Origin of the sequence: Micromonospora sp. WMMA1363 (assembly GCF_030345795.1) — a bacterium.
Lineage (GTDB): Bacteria > Actinomycetota > Actinomycetes > Mycobacteriales > Micromonosporaceae > Micromonospora.
Map to the genome: position 1 here is coordinate 3877071 of NZ_JAUALB010000001.1, position 18740 is coordinate 3895810.

The 18740-nt window shown below is 70.6% G+C and carries 18 protein-coding genes, 1 tRNA gene and 1 other RNA gene; 11 read left to right on the forward strand and 9 right to left on the reverse strand.

Annotated features, from left to right (window positions below):
• Positions 1 to 55: 55 nt before the first annotated feature.
• On the forward strand, positions 56 to 715 hold the full coding sequence (locus tag QTQ03_RS18055; protein WP_289279076.1) for an HNH endonuclease family protein: 660 nt from the start codon (positions 56 to 58) through the stop codon (positions 713 to 715).
• Positions 697 to 1188, forward strand: coding sequence for a hypothetical protein (locus QTQ03_RS18060; RefSeq protein WP_289279077.1), 492 nt, complete (start codon positions 697 to 699; stop codon positions 1186 to 1188). The genes QTQ03_RS18055 and QTQ03_RS18060 overlap by 19 nt, the downstream gene beginning before the upstream one ends.
• 45 nt (positions 1189 to 1233) lie before the next feature.
• On the opposite strand, the gene QTQ03_RS18065 is transcribed toward QTQ03_RS18060, so the two are convergent.
• From QTQ03_RS18065 to QTQ03_RS18095, 7 genes are all read right to left on the reverse strand, one after another.
• Positions 1234 to 2337 (reverse strand): ABC transporter ATP-binding protein, encoded by a 1104-nt coding sequence (locus tag QTQ03_RS18065; RefSeq protein WP_289279078.1) that lies wholly within the window; start codon positions 2335 to 2337, stop codon positions 1234 to 1236.
• Between the two features lie 67 nt (positions 2338 to 2404).
• Entirely contained in the window at positions 2405 to 3520 is a 1116-nt protein-coding gene (locus tag QTQ03_RS18070) for an ABC transporter ATP-binding protein (RefSeq protein ID WP_289279079.1), read from the reverse strand.
• Between the two features lie 63 nt (positions 3521 to 3583).
• A complete protein-coding gene (locus QTQ03_RS18075; protein ID WP_289279080.1) occupies positions 3584 to 4549 on the reverse strand; it encodes an ABC transporter permease in 966 nt (321 codons plus the stop codon).
• The gene (locus QTQ03_RS18080) at positions 4546 to 5550 is read right to left on the reverse strand and encodes an ABC transporter permease (protein WP_289279081.1); all 1005 of its coding nucleotides are present in this window, start codon (positions 5548 to 5550) and stop codon (positions 4546 to 4548) included. The genes QTQ03_RS18075 and QTQ03_RS18080 overlap by 4 nt, the downstream gene beginning before the upstream one ends.
• A gap of 77 nt (positions 5551 to 5627) precedes the next feature.
• Positions 5628 to 7292: an ABC transporter substrate-binding protein gene (locus tag QTQ03_RS18085; protein WP_289279082.1), complete on the reverse strand. Its 1665-nt coding sequence runs from the start codon at positions 7290 to 7292 to the stop codon at positions 5628 to 5630.
• Positions 7293 to 7572: 280 nt separating this feature from the next.
• On the reverse strand, positions 7573 to 8166 hold the full coding sequence (recR, locus tag QTQ03_RS18090; RefSeq protein ID WP_289279083.1) for a recombination mediator RecR: 594 nt from the start codon (positions 8164 to 8166) through the stop codon (positions 7573 to 7575).
• Positions 8167 to 8173: 7 nt separating this feature from the next.
• Positions 8174 to 8482 carry a YbaB/EbfC family nucleoid-associated protein gene (locus tag QTQ03_RS18095; RefSeq protein WP_289279084.1) on the reverse strand — a complete coding sequence of 103 codons (309 nt, stop codon included), beginning with the start codon at positions 8480 to 8482 and terminating at the stop codon, positions 8174 to 8176.
• Positions 8483 to 8641: 159 nt separating this feature from the next.
• Here QTQ03_RS18095 and QTQ03_RS18100 point away from each other — a divergent pair, with 159 nt between their 5' ends.
• A complete protein-coding gene (locus QTQ03_RS18100; RefSeq protein WP_289279085.1) occupies positions 8642 to 9715 on the forward strand; it encodes a DUF2332 domain-containing protein in 1074 nt (357 codons plus the stop codon).
• Between the two features lie 108 nt (positions 9716 to 9823).
• On the opposite strand, the gene QTQ03_RS18105 is transcribed toward QTQ03_RS18100, so the two are convergent.
• Together QTQ03_RS18105 and ffs are read right to left on the reverse strand one after the other, a co-directional pair.
• The gene (locus tag QTQ03_RS18105; RefSeq protein WP_289280886.1) at positions 9824 to 12667 is read right to left on the reverse strand and encodes a DNA polymerase III subunit gamma and tau; all 2844 of its coding nucleotides are present in this window, start codon (positions 12665 to 12667) and stop codon (positions 9824 to 9826) included.
• A gap of 156 nt (positions 12668 to 12823) precedes the next feature.
• An RNA gene (ffs, locus tag QTQ03_RS18110) (signal recognition particle sRNA small type) lies at positions 12824 to 12914 on the reverse strand.
• A gap of 82 nt (positions 12915 to 12996) precedes the next feature.
• Between ffs and QTQ03_RS18115 the strand changes: the two genes are divergently transcribed.
• The 8 genes from QTQ03_RS18115 (at position 12997) to tgmC (ending at position 18695) form a co-directional block, all read left to right on the forward strand.
• Positions 12997 to 13081, forward strand: a tRNA-Ser gene (locus tag QTQ03_RS18115).
• A 680-nt stretch (positions 13082 to 13761) separates the two neighbouring features.
• Positions 13762 to 14970 carry a helix-turn-helix domain-containing protein gene (locus QTQ03_RS18120; RefSeq protein ID WP_289279086.1) on the forward strand — a complete coding sequence of 403 codons (1209 nt, stop codon included), beginning with the start codon at positions 13762 to 13764 and terminating at the stop codon, positions 14968 to 14970.
• Positions 14971 to 15117: 147 nt separating this feature from the next.
• A complete protein-coding gene (locus QTQ03_RS18125; protein WP_289279087.1) occupies positions 15118 to 15369 on the forward strand; it encodes a hypothetical protein in 252 nt (83 codons plus the stop codon).
• Positions 15366 to 15554 (forward strand): hypothetical protein, encoded by a 189-nt coding sequence (locus tag QTQ03_RS18130; RefSeq protein WP_289279088.1) that lies wholly within the window; start codon positions 15366 to 15368, stop codon positions 15552 to 15554. Before QTQ03_RS18125 ends, QTQ03_RS18130 begins: the two co-directional genes overlap by 4 nt.
• Entirely contained in the window at positions 15554 to 15763 is a 210-nt protein-coding gene (locus QTQ03_RS18135) for a hypothetical protein (protein WP_289279089.1), read from the forward strand. The genes QTQ03_RS18130 and QTQ03_RS18135 overlap by 1 nt, the downstream gene beginning before the upstream one ends.
• Before the next feature lie 554 nt (positions 15764 to 16317).
• Positions 16318 to 16617, forward strand: coding sequence for a putative ATP-grasp-modified RiPP (tgmA, locus tag QTQ03_RS18140; protein ID WP_289279090.1), 300 nt, complete (start codon positions 16318 to 16320; stop codon positions 16615 to 16617).
• Between the two features lie 12 nt (positions 16618 to 16629).
• Positions 16630 to 17586, forward strand: a complete 957-nt coding sequence (gene tgmB / locus QTQ03_RS18145; protein WP_289279091.1) for an ATP-grasp ribosomal peptide maturase — start codon at positions 16630 to 16632, stop codon at positions 17584 to 17586.
• A complete protein-coding gene (gene tgmC / locus QTQ03_RS18150; RefSeq protein ID WP_289279092.1) occupies positions 17583 to 18695 on the forward strand; it encodes an ATP-grasp peptide maturase system methyltransferase in 1113 nt (370 codons plus the stop codon). Before tgmB ends, tgmC begins: the two co-directional genes overlap by 4 nt.
• The last annotated feature ends 45 nt before the right edge of the window (positions 18696 to 18740 follow it).

Here is an 18740-nt window from a genome sequence, read left to right on the forward strand (position 1 = left end):
CCGAAACCTTCCCGGGGTACTGTGCGGGATCGCCGGGAGCCGCCAAGCTGGAGGGGTGTCGTCTGTGCGTACCAGATCAGGACCGGGCGCGGTGGTGCTCGTGGCGGCGCTGGCGCTCGGCGCGACCGGCTGCGTCCCGGTGGACGAGCCCGGCGCGGCGCCGACGAGCGACGGTGGGACCGCGGCCGAGATGCTGGCCGAGCTGACGGTGGCGAGCGCCGGGTCGATGCGGGGCTACAGCCGCAGCCGTTTCCCGCACTGGCGAAACACCGGCAAGAACTGCGACGTCCGGGACACGGTGCTCAAGCGTGACGGGGAGGACATCAAGCTCTCCGGTTGCAACGTGGTCGGAGGGCGCTGGACGAGCGTGTACGACGGCCGCGTCCTGACCGATCCATCCGACGTGGACGTCGACCACATGGTGCCACTCGCCAACGCGTGGCGATCCGGCGCCGACGAGTGGACCGACGCGAAGCGGGGCGACTTCGCCAACGACACGGAGCAACCGCAACTCTTCGCGGTTTCGCAGAACTCCAACCGGGCAAAGGGTGACCAGGATCCGTCCCAGTGGAAGCCGGCGAACCGCTCGTACTGGTGCCGCTATGCGGAGAGCTGGGTCGCGGTCAAGCACCACTGGCAACTCACGGTGACCAGCGCCGAGAGGGGTGCCCTGGCCGACATGTTGGAGGGCTGCACATGGGCGAGCAAGCCGTGACCGGACCCGGGGCGGGCCCGGCGCCCGAGGGGATGCCGGGTGTCGGCGACGACGGGTCGGCGGCGACCGGCGACCGCGCCCCGAGCACGGCCGGCATGACCGTGGACGGCGCGGCCGGCGCCGCCCTCCCGGGGGCGGGCATGAGCGCCGACACCCCGACCGCCACCGCCAGCGGGACGTTGGGCGCCGGGATGAGCGCCGACGCCGAAGGACCGGCCGGTGGGCCGCGAGCCCGGACCACCGACATCGTCCCGGGGCCGGGCGGGGTGATGACCGACGAGGTCGGCGTGGTCACCGGGGACCTGACGCTCCGCACGGAGCACGCCGACGGTCAGGTCACCCTCCGCGTGCAGTACCGGGAGGCCGACGAGTGGTACGCGGTGACCGGCGCTCGGGCGGTGCTCGCCGACCCGGCCGGCGTGGACGCCGTGCACACGATCGCGGTCGCGCTCCTGCACCGCCCCGAGGGCTGAGACGACGCCGTTCAACACCAGTTGGCTACGCCGGCTCACCGTCGACTAGACGTACGAGCCGGGCTCGCTCGGGGTGGCGACGGTCTGCGGGTCGTCGCCGTCGTCGAGCGGGTGGGTGACCCGCACGTCGACCTTGTGCGGGCGTAGTTCGCCGCTGGCGATGTGCTCGGCCCAGTGGCAGGCCACCCGGCTGCCGCCGACTTCCCGCAGCGCCGGCCGCTCGTCGGCGCAGCGGGTCGGCTGCGCCCACGGGCAACGGGTGTGGAAACGACAGCCCGCTGGCGGGTTGGCCGGCGACGGCAGGTCACCGGCGAGCAGGATGCGCTCCCGGCGGTCCTCCACGTCCGGGTCCGGCACCGGCACCGCGGACATGAGCGCCCGGGTGTACGGGTGCAGCGGCTCGGTGTAGAGGCGGTCGCTCGACGCCTCTTCGACCAGCGCGCCCAGATACATCACGCCGACAGTGTCGGAGATGTGCCGGACGACGGCCAGGTCGTGCGCGATCACCAGGTAGGTGAGGCCGAGGCTCTCCTGAAGCTCGTCGAGGAGGTTGACCACCTGGGCCTGGATCGACACGTCGAGCGCGGAGACCGGCTCGTCGGCGACGATCAGCTCGGGCCCGAGGACCAGCGCCCGGGCGAGGCCGATACGCTGCCGCTGCCCGCCGGAGAACTCGTGCGGGTAGCGCGACAGCGCCCAGCGGGGCAGCCCCACCTTGTCGAGCGTCTCGCCGATGATCGTCCGCCGCTCGTCCCGGTTGCCGCCGATACCGTGGGTCTGCAGGCCCTCGGTGAGGATCGACTCGACGTTCTGCCGAGGGTCCAGGCTCGACATCGGATCCTGGAAGATCATCTGCATCCGGCGGCGCATCGACCGCAGCCGGCCCGCCGGCAGCCTGGTCAGCTCCACGCCGTCGAAGACGACCTCGCCCCCGGTGGGCGGGGTCAGCTGGAGCAGTGCCCGGCCGAGCGTGGACTTGCCGCACCCGGACTCGCCCACCAGGCCGTACGTCTTCCCGCGCGGGATCCGCAGGTCGACCCCGTCGACCGCCTTGACATGGCCGACCGTCCGGTCGAAGAGCACCCCCCGCTTGATCGGGAAGTGCACCGTGAGGTCGCGTACCTCGACGAGGACGTCGTTCTCGCTCACGCCGCCACTCCGCTTCGCTCGGCACCAGCGCGAGGCATGACGCGCTCGGGCCCGACGGTTCGCTCGCTCACTGGTCCTCCTCCTCGCTGGGCGCCGGACTTTGGCCCGGTACCGCGGGTGGGTCGTTCTGGGCGGCCTGCGCCCGCACCGGGCCGGGCTCGGCGTCGGTGGACACCGCTGCCCGAGTCTCCTCGGGCGGCGTCGTCCCGGGCAGCGGTGCCGGGTTGACGCACCGGTAGCTGCGACGGTCGTGGGTGAGCACCAGGGCCGGTGGCTCGCCCACGCAGGCGTCGACCCGCCGGGAGCAGCGCGGGGCGAAGGCGCAGCCGTCCGGCCAGGGCAGCACGTCGCGCACCGAGCCGGGGATCGGGGTCAGCCGCTCGCCGCGCCCGCTGTCCAGGCGCGGCACCGAGCCGAGCAGACCCACCGTGTACGGGTGGTGCGGCTCCCGGAAGAGCGGACGCCGCCGGGCCGTCTCCACCACCCGGCCGCCGTACAGCACGTTGATCGTGTCGCACAGGCCGGCGACCACACCCAGGTCGTGTGTGATCATCACCAGCGCGGTGCCCGATTCCCGGACCAGTTCCTTGAGCAGTTCCAGGATCTGCGCCTGGATGGTGACGTCCAGCGCGGTGGTCGGCTCGTCCGCGATCAGCAGCCGGGGCCGGCAGGCCACCGCCATGGCGATCAGGGCGCGCTGCCGCATGCCGCCGGAGAGCTGGTGCGGGTACTCCTTCAGCCGGCGCCTCGGGTCCGGGATGCCGACCCGGTCCAGCAGCTGGGCGGCCTCCTTCTGCGCCGCCTCGCCCTTCATTCCGCGGTGGCGGGCCAGCACCTCGGTCACCTGCAACCCGATCGGGATCACCGGGTTCAGCGACGAGAGCGGATCCTGGAAGATCATCGCAACGTCCCGGCCGCGGATGTCGCGGCGGGACCGGTCATCGAGCTGGAGCAGGTCGGTGCCGTCGAAGACGGCCTTGCCGCCGACGCGGGTGCCCGGCTGCTTGGGGAGCAACCCCATGATCGCCAGCGAGGTGACGCTCTTGCCGCAGCCGGACTCGCCGACCAGGCCGACGATCTCACCGGCGTCGACGGAGAACGAGACCCCGTCGACCGCGTGCACGGCGCGCTGGCCACGCCGGGCGAAGGTGATGGAGAGGTCTTCAACATCAAGCAGCGCCATGCTGTGCCGCCCTTTCGATCGCGACTGCGGGGCTCGCAAGCTCACTTCTCGCGCTCACCGGACCTACTTCCGCAGTTTCGGGTCGAGGGCCTCGCGCATCGCCTCACCGAGCAGGGTGAAGCCGAGCGCGGTGATGATGATCGCCACCGCGGGCAGGATCGCCAGCCGGGGCGCGGCGTCGAGGTAGCGCTGTGCGTCAGCGAGCATCACGCCCCACTCCGGGATGGAGGCGTCGTTGTTGCCGAGTCCGAGGAAGGACAGGGCCGCGGCCTCGATGATCGCGGTCGCCAGGGTCAGGGTGGCCTGCACGATGACCGGAGCGAGCGAGTTCGGCACCACGTGGGTCAGCGCGATCTTCGGCCGACGGACACCGAGCGAGGTGGCCGCGAGGACGTAGTCGCTGTTCGACTGGGAGATCATCGAGCCGCGCAGCAGCCGGGCGAAGACCGGAACCGACACCACACCAACCGCGATCATGACGGTGGTCAGACCGGCGCCGAGGAGCGCCGCGATGCTGATCGCGAGCAGCAGGCTCGGCATCGCCAGCAGCATGTCGACGAAGCGCATCAGCACGTTGTCGACGGCCCGGCCCATCTGGCCGCCGAGCCCGGCGGCGGCGCCGGCGACGCCACCGATCAGCGAGCCGACGGCGAGACCGATCAACGTGGCGACCACGCCGACCAGCAGGGTCTGCCGAGCGCCGACGACCATCCGGCTGAACTCGTCGCGGCCGATGTGGTCGACGCCGAACCAGTTCTCCGCACGCCAGCCCGGGATGAAGCCGATGTTCTCCCGGACCTCACCCTTCCAGAGCTGGGCGTCCGGGGCGTACGGGACGAAGAGCGGCCCGATCAGTGCCACCAGGACGAAGACCGTCAGGACGCTCGCGCCGACGATCGCCGCGGGGTTGCGGCGCAGCCGGCGGAACGCCTCCTGCCAGAGGCTGACGCCGCGCTCGTCGTCCCGGGCGGCCAGTTCGGCGAGCCGGTCGATCTGCTCCTTCTTCCGCCGGCCAGTGATGATCGTCATCGGACCCTCACTCTCGGGTCGATCAGGCTGTAGGAGAGGTCGACCATGAGGTTCACCAGCACGTACACCACCGCGATGATCAGGATGAAGCCCATCAGCACCGGGTAGTCGCGCTGGCTGATCGCCTCGGCGACGAACGCCCCGATGCCGCTGAAGGCGAATACGGTCTCGGTCAGCACCGCGCCGGAGAGCAGGCCGCCGGTGAGCAGGCCGATCGAGGTCACCACCGGGAGCAGCGAGTTACGCAGCACGTGGCGGCGTCGCACGGTCGGCTCGGTGAGGCCCTTGGCCTCGGCGGTCCGGACGAAGTCCTCGTTGAGTACTTCCAGGACGCTGGCCCGGGTGATCCGGACGATGATCGCCAGGGGGATGCTGGCCAGCGCGACGCCGGGCAGCACGAGGTGCCAGATGGCGTCGGCGGCTGCGTCCCACTCCCGGGTCATCAGTCCGTCGAGGACGAAGAAGTTGGTTATCCGGGTGGCGTCGATGGTCGGGTCCTGGCGCCCGCTGGACGGGAACCAGCCGAGGTTCTCCGAGAAGATCGCCTTGAGCACGTACGCGAGGAAGAAGACCGGGATGCAGATCCCGATCAGCGAGCCACCGACCGAGAGATGGTCCAGCAATCGGCCGCGGCGGCGGGCGGCCAGGTAGCCCAGCGGGATGCCGACACCGATCGCGATGATCATCGCCGTCGCGGTCAGCTCGACGGTGCCGGGGAAACGCTCCACGAACTCGGTGATCACCGAGCGTTTGGTCGAGGTCGAGGTACCGAGGTCGAGCCGGACCAGCCGCCGGACGAAGCGGCCGTACTGCACCAGGATCGGCTCGTCGAGCCCGAGATTCCGCCGGATCGCGGCGCGCATCTCGGGAGTGCCGCGCTCGCCCAGGATGGCGGTCTCGGGGCCGCCGGGCAGACGGCGCAGCCAGATGAAAAGCAGGAGGGAGAGCCCGAACAGCGTGGGTATCAGCTGGAGCAGGCGTCTGACGATGAACCGGAACACGGTGACCTCGAAGGGGTGCGGAGGGGCGCGGGCGGACGCTGATCTCCCAGCGTCCGCCCGCGGTCCGTTGCGTCAGGTCAGGACTTGAACTCGGCGGTGGCGTACCGCTCGTCGGTGAGCGGGCTCGCCTTGATGCCGGTCACGTCCTTGCCGAACACGATCGCCGGCGGCGAGTGCGAGACCGGCACACCCGGCAGGAAGTCCATGATGGACTTGTTCAGGGCCTTGTACTTCTCCACCCGGGCCGCCGCGTCGGCGGTCGAGTCGGCGTCCTTGAACTGGGCGAAGAGAGCCGGGTTGGTGAAACCCCACTCGTCCTTCGGCCGGTCGAAGAAGGTGCCGATGAAGTTGTAGGCGTCGCCGTAGTCGCCGGTCCAGCCCAGCATGTGCAGGTCGTGCTTGTCGCCGGAGGTGGTGGCGTTCAGGTAGTCCGGGCTCCACTTCAGCGGGATCTGCTCGACGGTGATGCCGACCGCCTTGAGGTCCGCCGACAGCAGTTCGAAGATGTCCTTCGGGTTCGGCATGTACGGGCGGGTGACCTCGGTCGGGTAGTGGAACCGGAGGGTCAGGTTCTCCGCACCAGCCTCCTTGAGGAGCTGCTTGGCCTTCTCCACGTTGTACTCGTACTTGGTGACGTCACCGTTCCAGCCCTCGACGGTGTCGGGGATGAAGTTCTCGGCCACCTTGGCGCCCGGGGGCAGCTTCGAGTCGACCAGGGCCTGACGGTTGAGCGCGTGTGCGATCGCCTGCCGAACCTTGATGTCGGCCAGCTTCGGGTTCCCCTTCTGGTTCATCGCCAGGTAGAGGATGTTGAAGGCCGGACGGGTCAGGACGTTGAAGCCCTCGTTCTTCAGCGGCTCGACGTCGGCCGGGCCGACCAGGTCGTAGCCCTGGATGTCGCCGGAACGCAGCGCCTGCTTGCGTGCGTTCTCGTCGGAGATGGTCTTGAAGATGATGGTCTTCAGCCTGGCCTTGTCGCCCCAGTAGTCGTCGTTGCGCTCGATGGTGAGCGTCTTGTTGGCGACATCCCAGGCCTTGAACCTGAACGGACCGGTGCCGGTCGGGTGCGCCGTCGCGTACTCCGGGTACTTGATGTCCTCGGCGGTGCCGCCGACGTTGCTGGCGTCGTACTTCTCCAGCGCGGTGGGGCTGTGGATCGAGAACGACGGCAGCATCAGGGCGGCCGGGACCTTGCTGGAAACCCGGGTGAAGGCCAGGTCGACGGTGGTCGCGTCCTTGGCGGTGCAGGACTTGAAGAGGCTCTCCGGCAGGTCGGCGCTCTCGTTCTTGGCGAAGCCGCCCATGACGTCCTGCCAGTACGCGGTCACGTCGGGGCTCTGCATGAGGCCCGTGGCGTTGTACCAGCGGTCGAAGTTCGTGCAGACCGCCTCGGCGTTGAAGTCGGTGCCGTCGTGGAACTTCACGCCCGAGCGGAGCTTGAAGGTCCAGGTGGTGCCGGCGTCATCCGGCGTCCAGGACTCGGCCAGACCGGGAGTGACCTTGGTGCCACCCTCCTCCGGACGGACCAGGGTCTCGAAGACCTGACGGGCCACGCGCAGCGACTCACCGTCGCTGGCGAAGCTCGGGTCGAGCACCTTCGGATCTCCGGCGACGCCGAAGACGAGGGTCTCCTTCTTGCTACCGCCGGAACTGTCGTCGCGGTCGCTCTCGGCGCAGCCGGCTACCGCGAGCGCCGCGACCGTCACGGCCGCGAACGCGGCCTTCGGCCTGGATGCACGCATGGTGCTTCACCTCGTCCTTAGGGGTGCGGACAGACTGGTGACCGGGGTCACCGATGGCCGGAACCATAGCTCCCGGGTCGACGGTGCGGAAACTGCCGGATAGGCGGTTGGTATCGGATCGTGTCTTGTCCGCGATCTGGCCGACGATTCGAAGGCAAATGGACGGATCTACCGAATGATCCGCATCCGCGATGCCAAACTGTTACGTCGAATCGACCTTTGAGGCCGCCAGGTGTCACGGCTGTCGGCCCAGCTCAGCGAGGAGACACGGCGGCCGGCATCAGACCGCCCGGCGGCCCTCGAAGGCACGGCCGAGGGTGATCTCGTCGGCGTACTCCAGGTCGCCGCCCACCGGCAGGCCGCTGGCCAGCCGGGTCACCGCGATCCCCATCGGCTTGACCATCAGCGCCAGGTAGGTGGCGGTCGCCTCGCCCTCGGTGTTCGGATCGGTGGCCAGGATCAGTTCCCGTACCGCGCCCCCGCCCAGTCGGGTCAGCAGCTCCCGGATCCGCAGGTTGTCGGGACCGATCCCCTCCAACGGATTGATCGCGCCGCCGAGCACGTGGTACCGGCCGCGGAACTCACCTGTCCGCTCGATGGCCACCACGTCCTTCGGCTCCTCGACCACGCAGAGCACCTCGTCGGTGCGACGCGGGTCGCGGCAGATCCGGCACTGCTCGGACTCGGCCACGTTGTAACAGCTGGTGCAGAACCGCACCAGCTCCTTGACCTTGCGCAGCGCGCCGGCCAGCCGGTTGACGTCGACCGAGTCGGCGGACAGGACGTGGAAGGCGATTCGCTGGGCGCTCTTCGGGCCGACACCCGGCAGCCGGCCCAGCTCGTCGATCAGGTCCTGGATGGCGCCCTCGTACATCGGCTACTCAGAAACCCGACAGGCCGAGGCCGCCCATGCCCCCCGCGACCGGGCCCATCTTCGTCTCGGTCAGCGCCCGGGCCGCCTCCGCCGCGTTGTGCACGGCCGCGACCACCAGATCCTCCAGGGTCTCGACGTCCTCCGGATCGACCGCACCCGGATCGATCTTGACGGACTTGAGCTCCCCGGTGCCGGCGACGGTCGCGGTGACCAGACCCCCACCCGCGGTGCCGGTCAGCTCAGCCTCGGCGAGCTCGGCCTGCGCCTTGGCGATCTGCTGCTGCATCTTCTGCGCCTGCTTCAGCATCTGCTGCATGTTCGGCTGTCCACCTGGGCGCACGGATGGCTCCTTCTCGCACTCGTCTGCACGGCCGCCGCCCAGCCTAGCCGTTGTGGCCGACCTCGCCCCGCCCGGTGCTTCCCACGCCGCCACGCGCCACCCATGATCGGGACAGTCCAGCGAGGGGAGCGACGGATGCCCTATGACCAGGCGGCCGCGGCCATGGAGAAGCAGGCGCAGGCGTGCCGGAACATGGACGCCGGCCTCTACGCGGACCTGCTGGTCCGGGCCGCCGACGACGTCCGCGCCGCCGGTCCGTGCGCCGACGTCGTCGAGGGGTACGCCGACGCGCCCGTCTCCGCCGTCGTACCGCTACGGGTACTCGGTGGGGTGCACGCGCTCGTGCTCACCGGGCGGGCACCCGAGCTGGCCCGGTTCTATCCCAGCGCCGGTGGCGCGTATCGGGCCGGGGACGCGAACGCCGCCTGGACCGCGTTCCGGGCTGTCGTCGCCACCGAACGGGACGCCGTCCGGGCCTGGTTGCCGCGGCCGCCACAGACCAACGAGGTGGGCCGGGCAAACCTCCTACTGGCCGGGCTACTGCACGCCGTCGCCGAGACTGGGCAGCGGCCGGTACGCCTGATCGAGCTCGGCGCCAGCGCCGGGCTGAACCTGCGCGCCGACCGGTTCCGAATCGTCTCCGGAGACTTCGCGTGGGGCCCGGTCGACTCACCCGTCGTGCTGCCCGACGCGTGGCGGGGCGGCGTACCCGGCTGGCTGCGGGACACGACGCACACCGTCCCCGAGTTGACCGTGGTGGAACGTCTCGGCTGCGACACCACTCCGCTGGACCCGGAAAGCGCCGCCGGCGCACTGGCGCTGCACGCGTACGTCTGGCCGGAGCACACCGCCCGCGCCGCCCGGCTGGCCGGCGCGCTGGATCTTGCCGCCCGTATGCCGGTGGAGGTGGTCCCGGCCGGCGCCGCGGACTTCCTGGCCGGGATACGGCCGGAGGCCGGGACGCTCACCGTGGTGTGGCACTCGGTGATGCGGCAGTACGTGCCAGCGCAGGAGTGGGCTCGGGTCATCGACGAATTGGCCCGGCTCGGTGCCGCAGCCACCCCCGACGCCCCGGTGGCGCACCTGCTGTTCGAGCCGTATCCGAGGGCCGGCCGGTACCGGTTCCAACTACGCGCTCGGCTCAACACCAGACCGGAGCGGCTGCTCGCCGAGGCCCACCCGCACGGCCTACCCGCCAGAGCGATCTGAGATCTCTCCCTGCCGGCCCACACGGACGGTCTCGCTCCACCGGACGCCGGCGGCATCGTGGCATCCCGCCGGCCCCGCGACGACGCGGCAGGGCGGACCGTTCGGCTGTCAGGCGTCGACCTCGTTGATCGTCTCGGCACCGAACGCCTCGCGGAGCAACTGGACCGCCTGCTCCTCGCTGGACTGCCGGGCGGTTCGCTCGTCGATCACCTCGTCCAGCGGCTCGTCACCCGGATCGAAGCCCTCGTAGACCGGGGTCGCCGTCGGGGCGGCGCGCGCGCCGCCCCGACGCGCCGCCCCGTCGTGGTCCGGGTCGTAGGGCGGCTCGCCGGCCCAGTTCGGGTCGGCCGTCCTCCGCGCCGGAACACCCGCCCGCTGTCCTTTGCCCGCCCCGGCGGCAGCCGCTGCCGCCCGGGCAGCAGCGATCGCGCTGCTCACCGACGCACCGCCGGTCTGGGCCGCAGCCGGTCCGGCCAGCCGAGGCACGGCGGACAGCGCGGCTGCTCCGCTCCGGTCCGCCGAAGCACCACCCCCGCCGGGCCCAGCCACCGGGTCCGCTGCCGCCGAGCCACCCCCCGACCAAGCCACGCCCGCGTCGGCTGCCGCCGTGGCGCCACCGGGACGGGCCGGCTCCGGCCAGTCGCCCGCACCACCCGCGTCACCACCGGCTCGGGCCGGCGCCGGCCAGTCCTCGTCGTTCCCGGCAGCACCGCCCGGTCGGGCCGGTTCCGGCCAGTCCGTATCGTCGCCGGACGCCGACCCGTCGTCGGATCCAGCGGCCCGACCGCCCAACCCGTGCCCGGAACCATCGCCCCGACCGGCCGCGCCACCGGGGTGATCCCCCGCACCACCACCGGCACCCCCCGGTCCCGGCGCCCGGTCATGACCAGCTCCGTCGTTTGCGTCCCCCGCGCCCCCGGTCGTGTCACGACCGCCGGTGGAGCCGTTCGCACCACCGGCCGCGTCGCGACCAGGACTGCCCTCGGCGCTACCGGACAGGACGGAAGACCCGCTTCGGGCGGGCGATGAAGCGGGGCGGGACGCGCCGCCGCGCTCGCCAGCCACCTCGCAACGGATCTGCCAGCGCCCGCCCAGCTCCTCGTACAGGGCGTCGGTGAGCACTACGGCGTGGTCGGCCACCATCCGGGCCAGCACCGACGACTTGACGGTCAGAACCAGGGTGTCCCCGTCGAGGTCGCGGACCACCGCGTCGCGCATCAGCGCCGCGATCCGCTTGTTGGTCCGGTTGACCTTGCTCACGACCTCGGGCCACGCCCGTCGCACGGCGACCGCGTCCAGCGCCCCCGGAGCCACCGCGCCAGGCCGCGGCGGAGCTGGCGTCGCCGGGTCCGGCATCACCGCCGGCGGGGGGGCGGACCGACGGCCGGGACTCCCCGGGTCGGCCGGTGCCACGGGACCGCGGGTGGCGCCAGCCGCCTCCGGCGTGGTCCGGCCGCCCAGCTCGCCCCCACCGCCCGGCCCGCCCACGCCATCGGATACGGCGACGTCGGTCGGCCCGGAGTCCGCAGCGGTGGCTGCCCGCACCCGCACCGGCGTGTCGTGGGCGGCGGCCGGCTCGTCGGGACCAGCCCCCGACGCGGCGGTCGACCGGGCGCCGGCCCGGACGCTGGCGTTGGCGGCGGCGACACGGGCGGCGGCCACCCCGGACGGGCCCGCTGGGTCGCCCGTGGCCGCGGCGGGAGCCACACCCGCGGCGGGAGACGCCGGGCGGACCTCCGGGTGGTCAGTGGTCGGCACGGAGCCGGCGGCGGCCGGCACGTCGGTGCCAGCGAGGGCGAGCCGACGCTCCATGCGCTCCAAACGCTGAAGGAGGCCGCCGGCCGAGTCGTCGACACCCGGCAGCAACATCCGGGCGGAGATGAGCTCCAGCAGCAGGCGCGGCGCGGTGGTGCCGCGCATCTCGACCAGCCCGTCGTGCACGATGTCCGCGCACCGGGACAGGGTGCCAGGGCCGAGCCGCTGGGCCTGGCTGGTCATCCGCTCGACCTGATCGTCCGGCCCGTCGATGAGTCCCTTGGCCACGGCGTCCGGCACCTGCTGGAGCACGATCAGGTCGCGTAGCCGCTCCAGCAGATCGGCGGCGAACCGGCGGGGATCGTGCCCGGCCTCGGCGACCCGGTCGACGGTGACGTACGCCGCCGCGCCGTCCCCGGCGGCGAGTGCGTCGCACATCTCGTCGATCAGGGCCGAGTCGGTGACGCCGAGCAGGGCGGCGGCCCGGACGTAGGTGACGCCCTCCGGGCCTGCGCCAGCGATGAGCTGGTCCAGCACGGAGAGGCTGTCCCGGGCGCTGCCGCCGCCGGCGCGCACCACCAGCGGGAAGACCGCCGGCTCAACCTGGACGTCCTCAGCCTGGCAGAGCTGCTCCAGGTACGGCCGGAGCACCTTCGGCGGAATCAGCCGAAACGGGTAGTGGTGGGTCCGCGACTTGATCGTGCCGAGGACCTTCTCCGGCTCGGTGGTGGCGAAGACGAACTTGACGTACTCCGGAGGCTCCTCGACCAGCTTGAGCAACGCGTTGAAGCCGGCTGACGAGACCATGTGCGCCTCGTCGATGACGTATATCTTGAAGCGGCTCTGCGCCGGCGCGAAGAACGCCTTCTCGCGCAGCTCGCGGGCATCGTCGACACCGCCGTGGCTGGCCGCGTCGATCTCGATGACGTCGATCGAGCCGGCGCCGTCGGTGGCCAGCGCCCGGCAGGAGTCACAGGTGCCGCAGGGCTCCGGGGTCGGACCATGCTCGCAGTTGAGCGAGCGGGCCAGGATGCGGGCACTGGAGGTCTTGCCGCAGCCTCGCGGGCCGGAGAAGAGGTACGCGTGGTTGAGCCGCCCACCGCGCAACGCCCGCGACAGCGGCTCGGTGACGTGCTCCTGACCGATGACCTCGGCGAAGGTGCGCGGCCGGTACTTGCGGTAGAGCGCCAGCGCCACGGCGTCCGCCTCCTCTCGACCGAGCCATTCTGCGCCGGTCCGGCCCGGGTGACCACCCACCACCCCGGTCCGCGTGCGGAAGGCCCCCATTGCTGACACCTGCGGCAGCGGAAGGGACCCTGTCGACGCTCACCGTCAGGCGGTCGCCAGGGGCAGAAAGGCCCCCCGTGCACCCGTCAGAGCCCGTTTATCCTTGCTGCCTTCCGGCCCTGGGGAGGTTCACGAGATGCACGCCGCACGGGGGGTAAGCCCAGCGTACCCGACCCGGCGGTGGATCTTCAGGGGGTGGTGGGCTAGGCAGTCCCGACCGGACCTGTATCCTGTTCGGCGGAGGATTCGCCTAGAGGCCTAGGGCGCACGCTTGGAAAGCGTGTTGGGTTCACACCCTCACGAGTTCGAATCTCGTATCCTCCGCTCGCGGTGACAGCGCAGAGAAGCAGGTCAGGCCCCGGTTTCCGCCGGGGCCTGACGATCTTCAGGGGACTCGTAGGGGAGATCATCCAGCAGGCTCGCCACTCCCCCGCGACGGCCGCTTCAACACTCCGGTCACCTACCCCCCTCGCGTCAACCTCCCGCCGCGCCTCCTCCACTTCGGCGGCGAGCTGGTCACGAAGACGGACCTCCATCAGGCGCCGCTGATCGACGGCCACCGCATGCCCTACCCGCCGGTAGGGAGATTCGGAGGCCAACTCCACAAGGCGAACCATCGAGTCGACGACATCGTCGTGACACCGCACCTCCTCCCGAAGCAACTGCACCTCCCCTGGAGTTGTTGGGTCTCCTGCTGATACCGGCGTTCCCGCCTGCCGGCCGTGGCCGCCTTCGCCGCGCGCTGGTAAACGGCCGTGGCGAAATATCAGATCCGACGACCGGGCAGCAAAGTTTGTCAATGAGATTCGCGTCTGATGTGGAAGCCTGTATATCCGACACCTATCCGCAGAAGTCCCATGACCGAATTCTCCCGCAGCTAGGGATTGCGCTTCCATGTTATTGCGCGCGCGTAAGCACCGAGAATACGGCTCTGCCGGTAGGTGGCAGCGCGACGGAGGAGTATCGTCATAGGTACATCGTGTACCCAGCGTGCGAGGTGCCCCATGGTTGATCAGCAACCCACCCCCGGCCAGCGCGTTGAACGGCTTCGTCGAGCAGCCGGCCTGTCCCGCGAACGCCTCGCCGGTCTCGCGGGACTCAGCGCAACCACCGTCAAGTTCATCGAGAACGGCAGGCGTTCACTGACCTTGAGGGCGGCGCAGCAACTCGCCCCGCACCTCGGCGTACACGACCTCGGCGACCTGTTCGGCCCTCAGGTGTCCCTGTCATTGGATGGCCGGCCCAGTCACCCCGCCGTTGACGACGTCCGTAGGGCGCTTACCACCTGGCAAGTCATCGTCAGTGGCGAACCCGAGTCCACTGACTACCTGCGTGGCGCGATCGACTCCGCCTGGCAGACGTGGCACACCAGCCGTCACCAGCGCACCGAAGCCGGTCACCTGCTACCGGGGCTGCTCGAGGCGACCCAACGCGCTACCAGATTGCACCGCGGCGAGGACCGGCGCACCTCACTGGCGCTGCTCGCCCAGGCATACCACCTTGCCCAGGCGTTCCTAGCATGGCACGGTGACCGCGAGCTGTGCTGGCTGGCCGTTGACCGGGGCATGACTGCCGCCCTAGACGCGGACGACCCGCTAGCGATCGCCCAGTCCATCTGGTATGTGGCACATGTCTTGCGTGCAACCGGCCGCGGCGGCGACGCCTTGGAGCGGCTGGGCGAGGCGCGAGCGTTGATCGAGCCCCACGTGACTGACGGCGGTGTCGAGTGGGCGGAGATGCTCGCCGATCTACACCTGTGCAGCGCCTTGACAAGGGCGCGAATGGGAGATCAGAGCGCGTGGTCCGACTGGGACACCGCTCGGCGCGTCGTCGAGCGGGCGCTGCCCGATGGGTTTGTCGGGCTACGCACCCGCGTATCCCGCCCGCTGGTTGACGTGTACGCGGTGATGTGTGCCGTAGACCTAGGCGACCCGGACGAGGCGCGGCGGCGCGCTCACGCTCTGGATCCCGCTCTGATTCCGTCAACCGAACGTCGCGGACGCCACTATGTGGAACTTGCCCGGTCGGCTGACCTTGAAGGGGCGCGTGAGGCGACCCTGCATCTGTTGACCAAGGCAGAGGCTACAAGCCCGGAAACCGTGCGGTACTCCCCGGCAGCGCAGGACATGCTGGCACGGTTGACACGAGAGGCACCGGCCTCTGTGAGGGCTGAAGCGGTGGACCTAGCCCGCCGCGTGGGCGTAGCCAACTAGGTACGCCCTGTTACCAGGTACGGCACGTACCCCTTCGCTTTCCCTGTTGCGACTTAACGTCCCGGAGGTGGCCGCAGGGAGTCGCACGGCCTAGGACGGCGCTGCTCGTCCCTGCCTGCCACGTCTACAGACGAGGGAGGCGACATCGTGACAATCATCCGCAACGCCTGGCGGCGGCTTACGGGCCGACCCGTACCCGTCCCGCCTGGCCCCGGACAACGCCGTCGTCGCCGCCGGTCCGTGCCGTTGGACGTGGTCGGTCCTGCCACCTGCTACGGGCGGCGGGTCGGCGGGCACGCGGGCGCCGGCTCGCCGACGTGGGACGGACCGACCTTCGTCTATGACGTGGCGCCGTTGCTGACTCGTGGGCAGCGGTACCGGTCCGGTGGCCGGCGGTGACCGGGCGCGGTGAGACCGGCGCCCCGGACTCGGCGGTCGCGTGGGCGGTCATCGACCGGCATGACAGCGGCGGTACCTGCGGGTCGTGTCGGCCGGAGGAGTGCGAGACCCTCGGGTGGGCGCGGCGTGTGCTGGCGGAGCACCGTGCCGCCCGTGCCGCCCTCCTCGACGGGCCGGTGTGGTGATGGACCTGACGGCGGTGCAGGTGCGCAACCGGATGGTCCTGTCCGCCCGACTGATCATCACCGATCACTGGCCACGCGTCGGCCGGTCGGGCTGGTGCCCGGTCTGCCGGTACCGGTGGCCGTGCTCGGCGACGAGCACCGCGTACGCCTACCTGACCGTGGTTGGTCAGGGTTTGTGGGTGCCGTCGGATCGGCGGGGCCGGCGGTGAGCCCGGTACCCGAGGCCATCGGCTGGCCCCGATCCTGTCCCCGTGTTTCCGAACGATCTGAAGGAGACCCGCCGTGTGTGTCCGGTTCTGGCGCTGCGATCGGCCGTCGTTGCCCCGGCGGGTCCGGGGCGCGAGCCTGCCGGAGCGCGTGAACAGGCCGACCGGGCCTGGTCGTCTCGGGTGGCTTGCCCCGGGTGCGTGGTGGCCGGTGAACAGGGACCGGTCGTGAGCGACCGCACCCTGAGGGCCGGGGATGTCGTGCGTCTGGACCGACGTTCGTCTCCGCAGTTCGCCCGCCCGATCGTGGTTCGGGTGATCCGGGAGATGACCGGCCAGCACCCGTACGAGGGTTGGGTGTGGTTCGAGGGCTACGAGTTGAGCCCTTGCGGTGAGGCGGTCCGCCGGCGCGAGTTGTACGCCAGACGCGACGGGATCACCCGGCCGGCGGTGCACGCATCGGCGCCGCGAGCCCAGCCGTCGGATTTCCCACGGGCCGCACCCGTGGGTTCAACCGAAGCAAGGCAATGCAAACCCCTCAATGATGGAGGTCAGTAGTGAGTACGTTCGCCCCGGACCGCTGCCTGTTGCCGTTGTACGACGCCACCACCGAGCAGGGACGGGCTACCGCTGCCCGTCCGTTCGGTCTGAGTCTGTCCGCCCGGGTAGGCGACGGGATGCCATCGGTTGACCTGACCGGCGCGTACCTGGACCCGGTGACGCAGACCGTGGTCGGCCTCGACGGCGCCGTTGTGGCCAACAAGCCGCAGACCACGCAGAAGGTCACCACGAACAGCAAAACCTCGTACGACCACCAGAACTTCAACGACTCCACCACGGACACCTACCAGGACTGACAGGGGGTCACGGTGACGATCCTGGTGCTGACCGAGCCTCGCGACGTGACCGCTGACCTGGTCATCGCCGCTCTTCACGACGGTGAGGCGCGGGTGCACCGCGTCGACACCGGAGACTTTCCCCAGTCCCTCGCCGTGGCCGCCACCCTCGGCGGCCACGGCGGCTGGTCCGGTGTCCTCACCGACGCGCACCGGCTGACTGGTCTGGAGGACATCACCGCGGTCTACTACCGGCGGCCGAGCCCGTTCCGATTCGCCGGCGGTCTCGACGACTACGAACGGCGTTGGGCCGCGCAGGAGGCCCGGATGGGTTTCGGTGGTCTGCTGGCGTCGTTGCCGGTGCGGTGGGTCAACCATCCCCACCACATGGCGTCCGCGGACTACAAACCCCGGCAACTCGCTGTCGCCGCCCGCTGCGGCCTGACAACTCCCGAAACGTTGATCACCAACGATCCGGAGACGGCGCGGTCCTTCGTCGCTGCCGCCCCCGACGGGGCGATCTACAAACCGTTCCACGTGCGCCCCTACCTCGACGCCGACACCGGGCACCTGATGGCGTTGGCCACCACCCCCGTGACCGCCGGGCAGATCACCGACGCGGTCACCGGCACCGCCCACCTCTTCCAACACCAGGTGCCCAAGGACCACGAGCTACGCGTCACCCTCGTCGGACCCCGGGCGTTCGCCACCCGCATCGACGCGCATTCCGACGCCGCCCGCACCGACTGGCGCACCGACTACGACAGCCTGACCTACCAGCCGATCACCCTGCCCGACACGCTCACCGAACAGCTCGTGTCGCTGACATCCGCCCTCGGACTCGTATTCGCCGCGGTCGACCTGATCGTCACTCCAGACGGCGACTACGTGTTCTTGGAAGTGAACCCCGGCGGACAGTGGGCCTGGATCGAACACCACACGGGCCTGCCCATCGCCGCCGCTGTCGCCGAGTACCTGGAGACGCCGTGACCCTCACCGTCGACTACCGGCAACTACGACAACACCTCGTCACCCGACTACACGCCTCGGGACATCTGACCAGCCCCACCGTCGCGGGCGCGTTCGCCTCGGTGCCCCGCCACCCGTTCGCCCCCGCCGTCTACGACGTCGACTCCCGAGGACAGGTCGGCGACGTGCTGCACGCCGCCCGACCAGACCACCACGCCGCCTACCTCGCTGCGGTGTACGGCGACGAGGCGATCGTTACTCAGATCAGCGCGGACGGGCGCCCGACCAGCTCATCCACCCAGCCTGGGGTGATGGCGGTGATGCTGGAGGCTCTCGACCCACAGCCCGGCATGACCGTGCTGGAGATCGGCACGGGCACCGGCTACAACGCCGCTCTCCTGGCGCACCTGGTCGGCGACCAGGCGGTCACCTCCGTGGACATAGACCCGGGCCTGGTCACCAACGCCGCCGCCGCTCTCGACCACGCCGGGTACCGGCCGACCCTGGCCGCCGCTGACGGCCTGTCCGGGTATCCGCCGCGGGCACCGTACGACCGGCTGATCGCGACGTGCTCGGTACGCAGAGTGCCGGTGGCGTGGCTGCGACAGACCAACCCCGGCGGCCTGATTCTGGCCAACCTGTCCTACGGGGTCGTGCCGCTGCGGGTCGACGACACCGGGACAGGCCACGGCCGGTTCCTACCGCAGATAGCCGCGTTCATCGAGGCCCGCCCCGCCGACGGACCGATCGGCCCGACCGTGGCAGACATGGTGACACGGTGCATGAGCGGCACAGGCACAACATCACCAGGCAGCGAACGCGACGTCGAACTGTTCACCGACCCGGGCGGCGAGTTCTTCTGGCGACTCACCGGACCAAGCATCTACCAATGCACCCTGCTACCCGACGGCGAAGAAGTCCACTGCCTCGTCGACGCCGACACCGGATCCTGGGCGCGAATCCACACCCAGGGACCGACCGTCACCGTCGTGCAGAGCGGACCACGCCAGCTCTGGCACGCAGTAGCCACAGCCTGCCGCCGCTGGGCTGACGCCGGCCGCCCCACCCACGACCACCTAGTACTGCAACGGCGGGTCGTGACTTATGGCGGTTTGAGTCGTTTGCGGTAGTGGGCGGCTCGGGCTTGTTCCTGGCGGCGACGGCGGAAGTCGGAC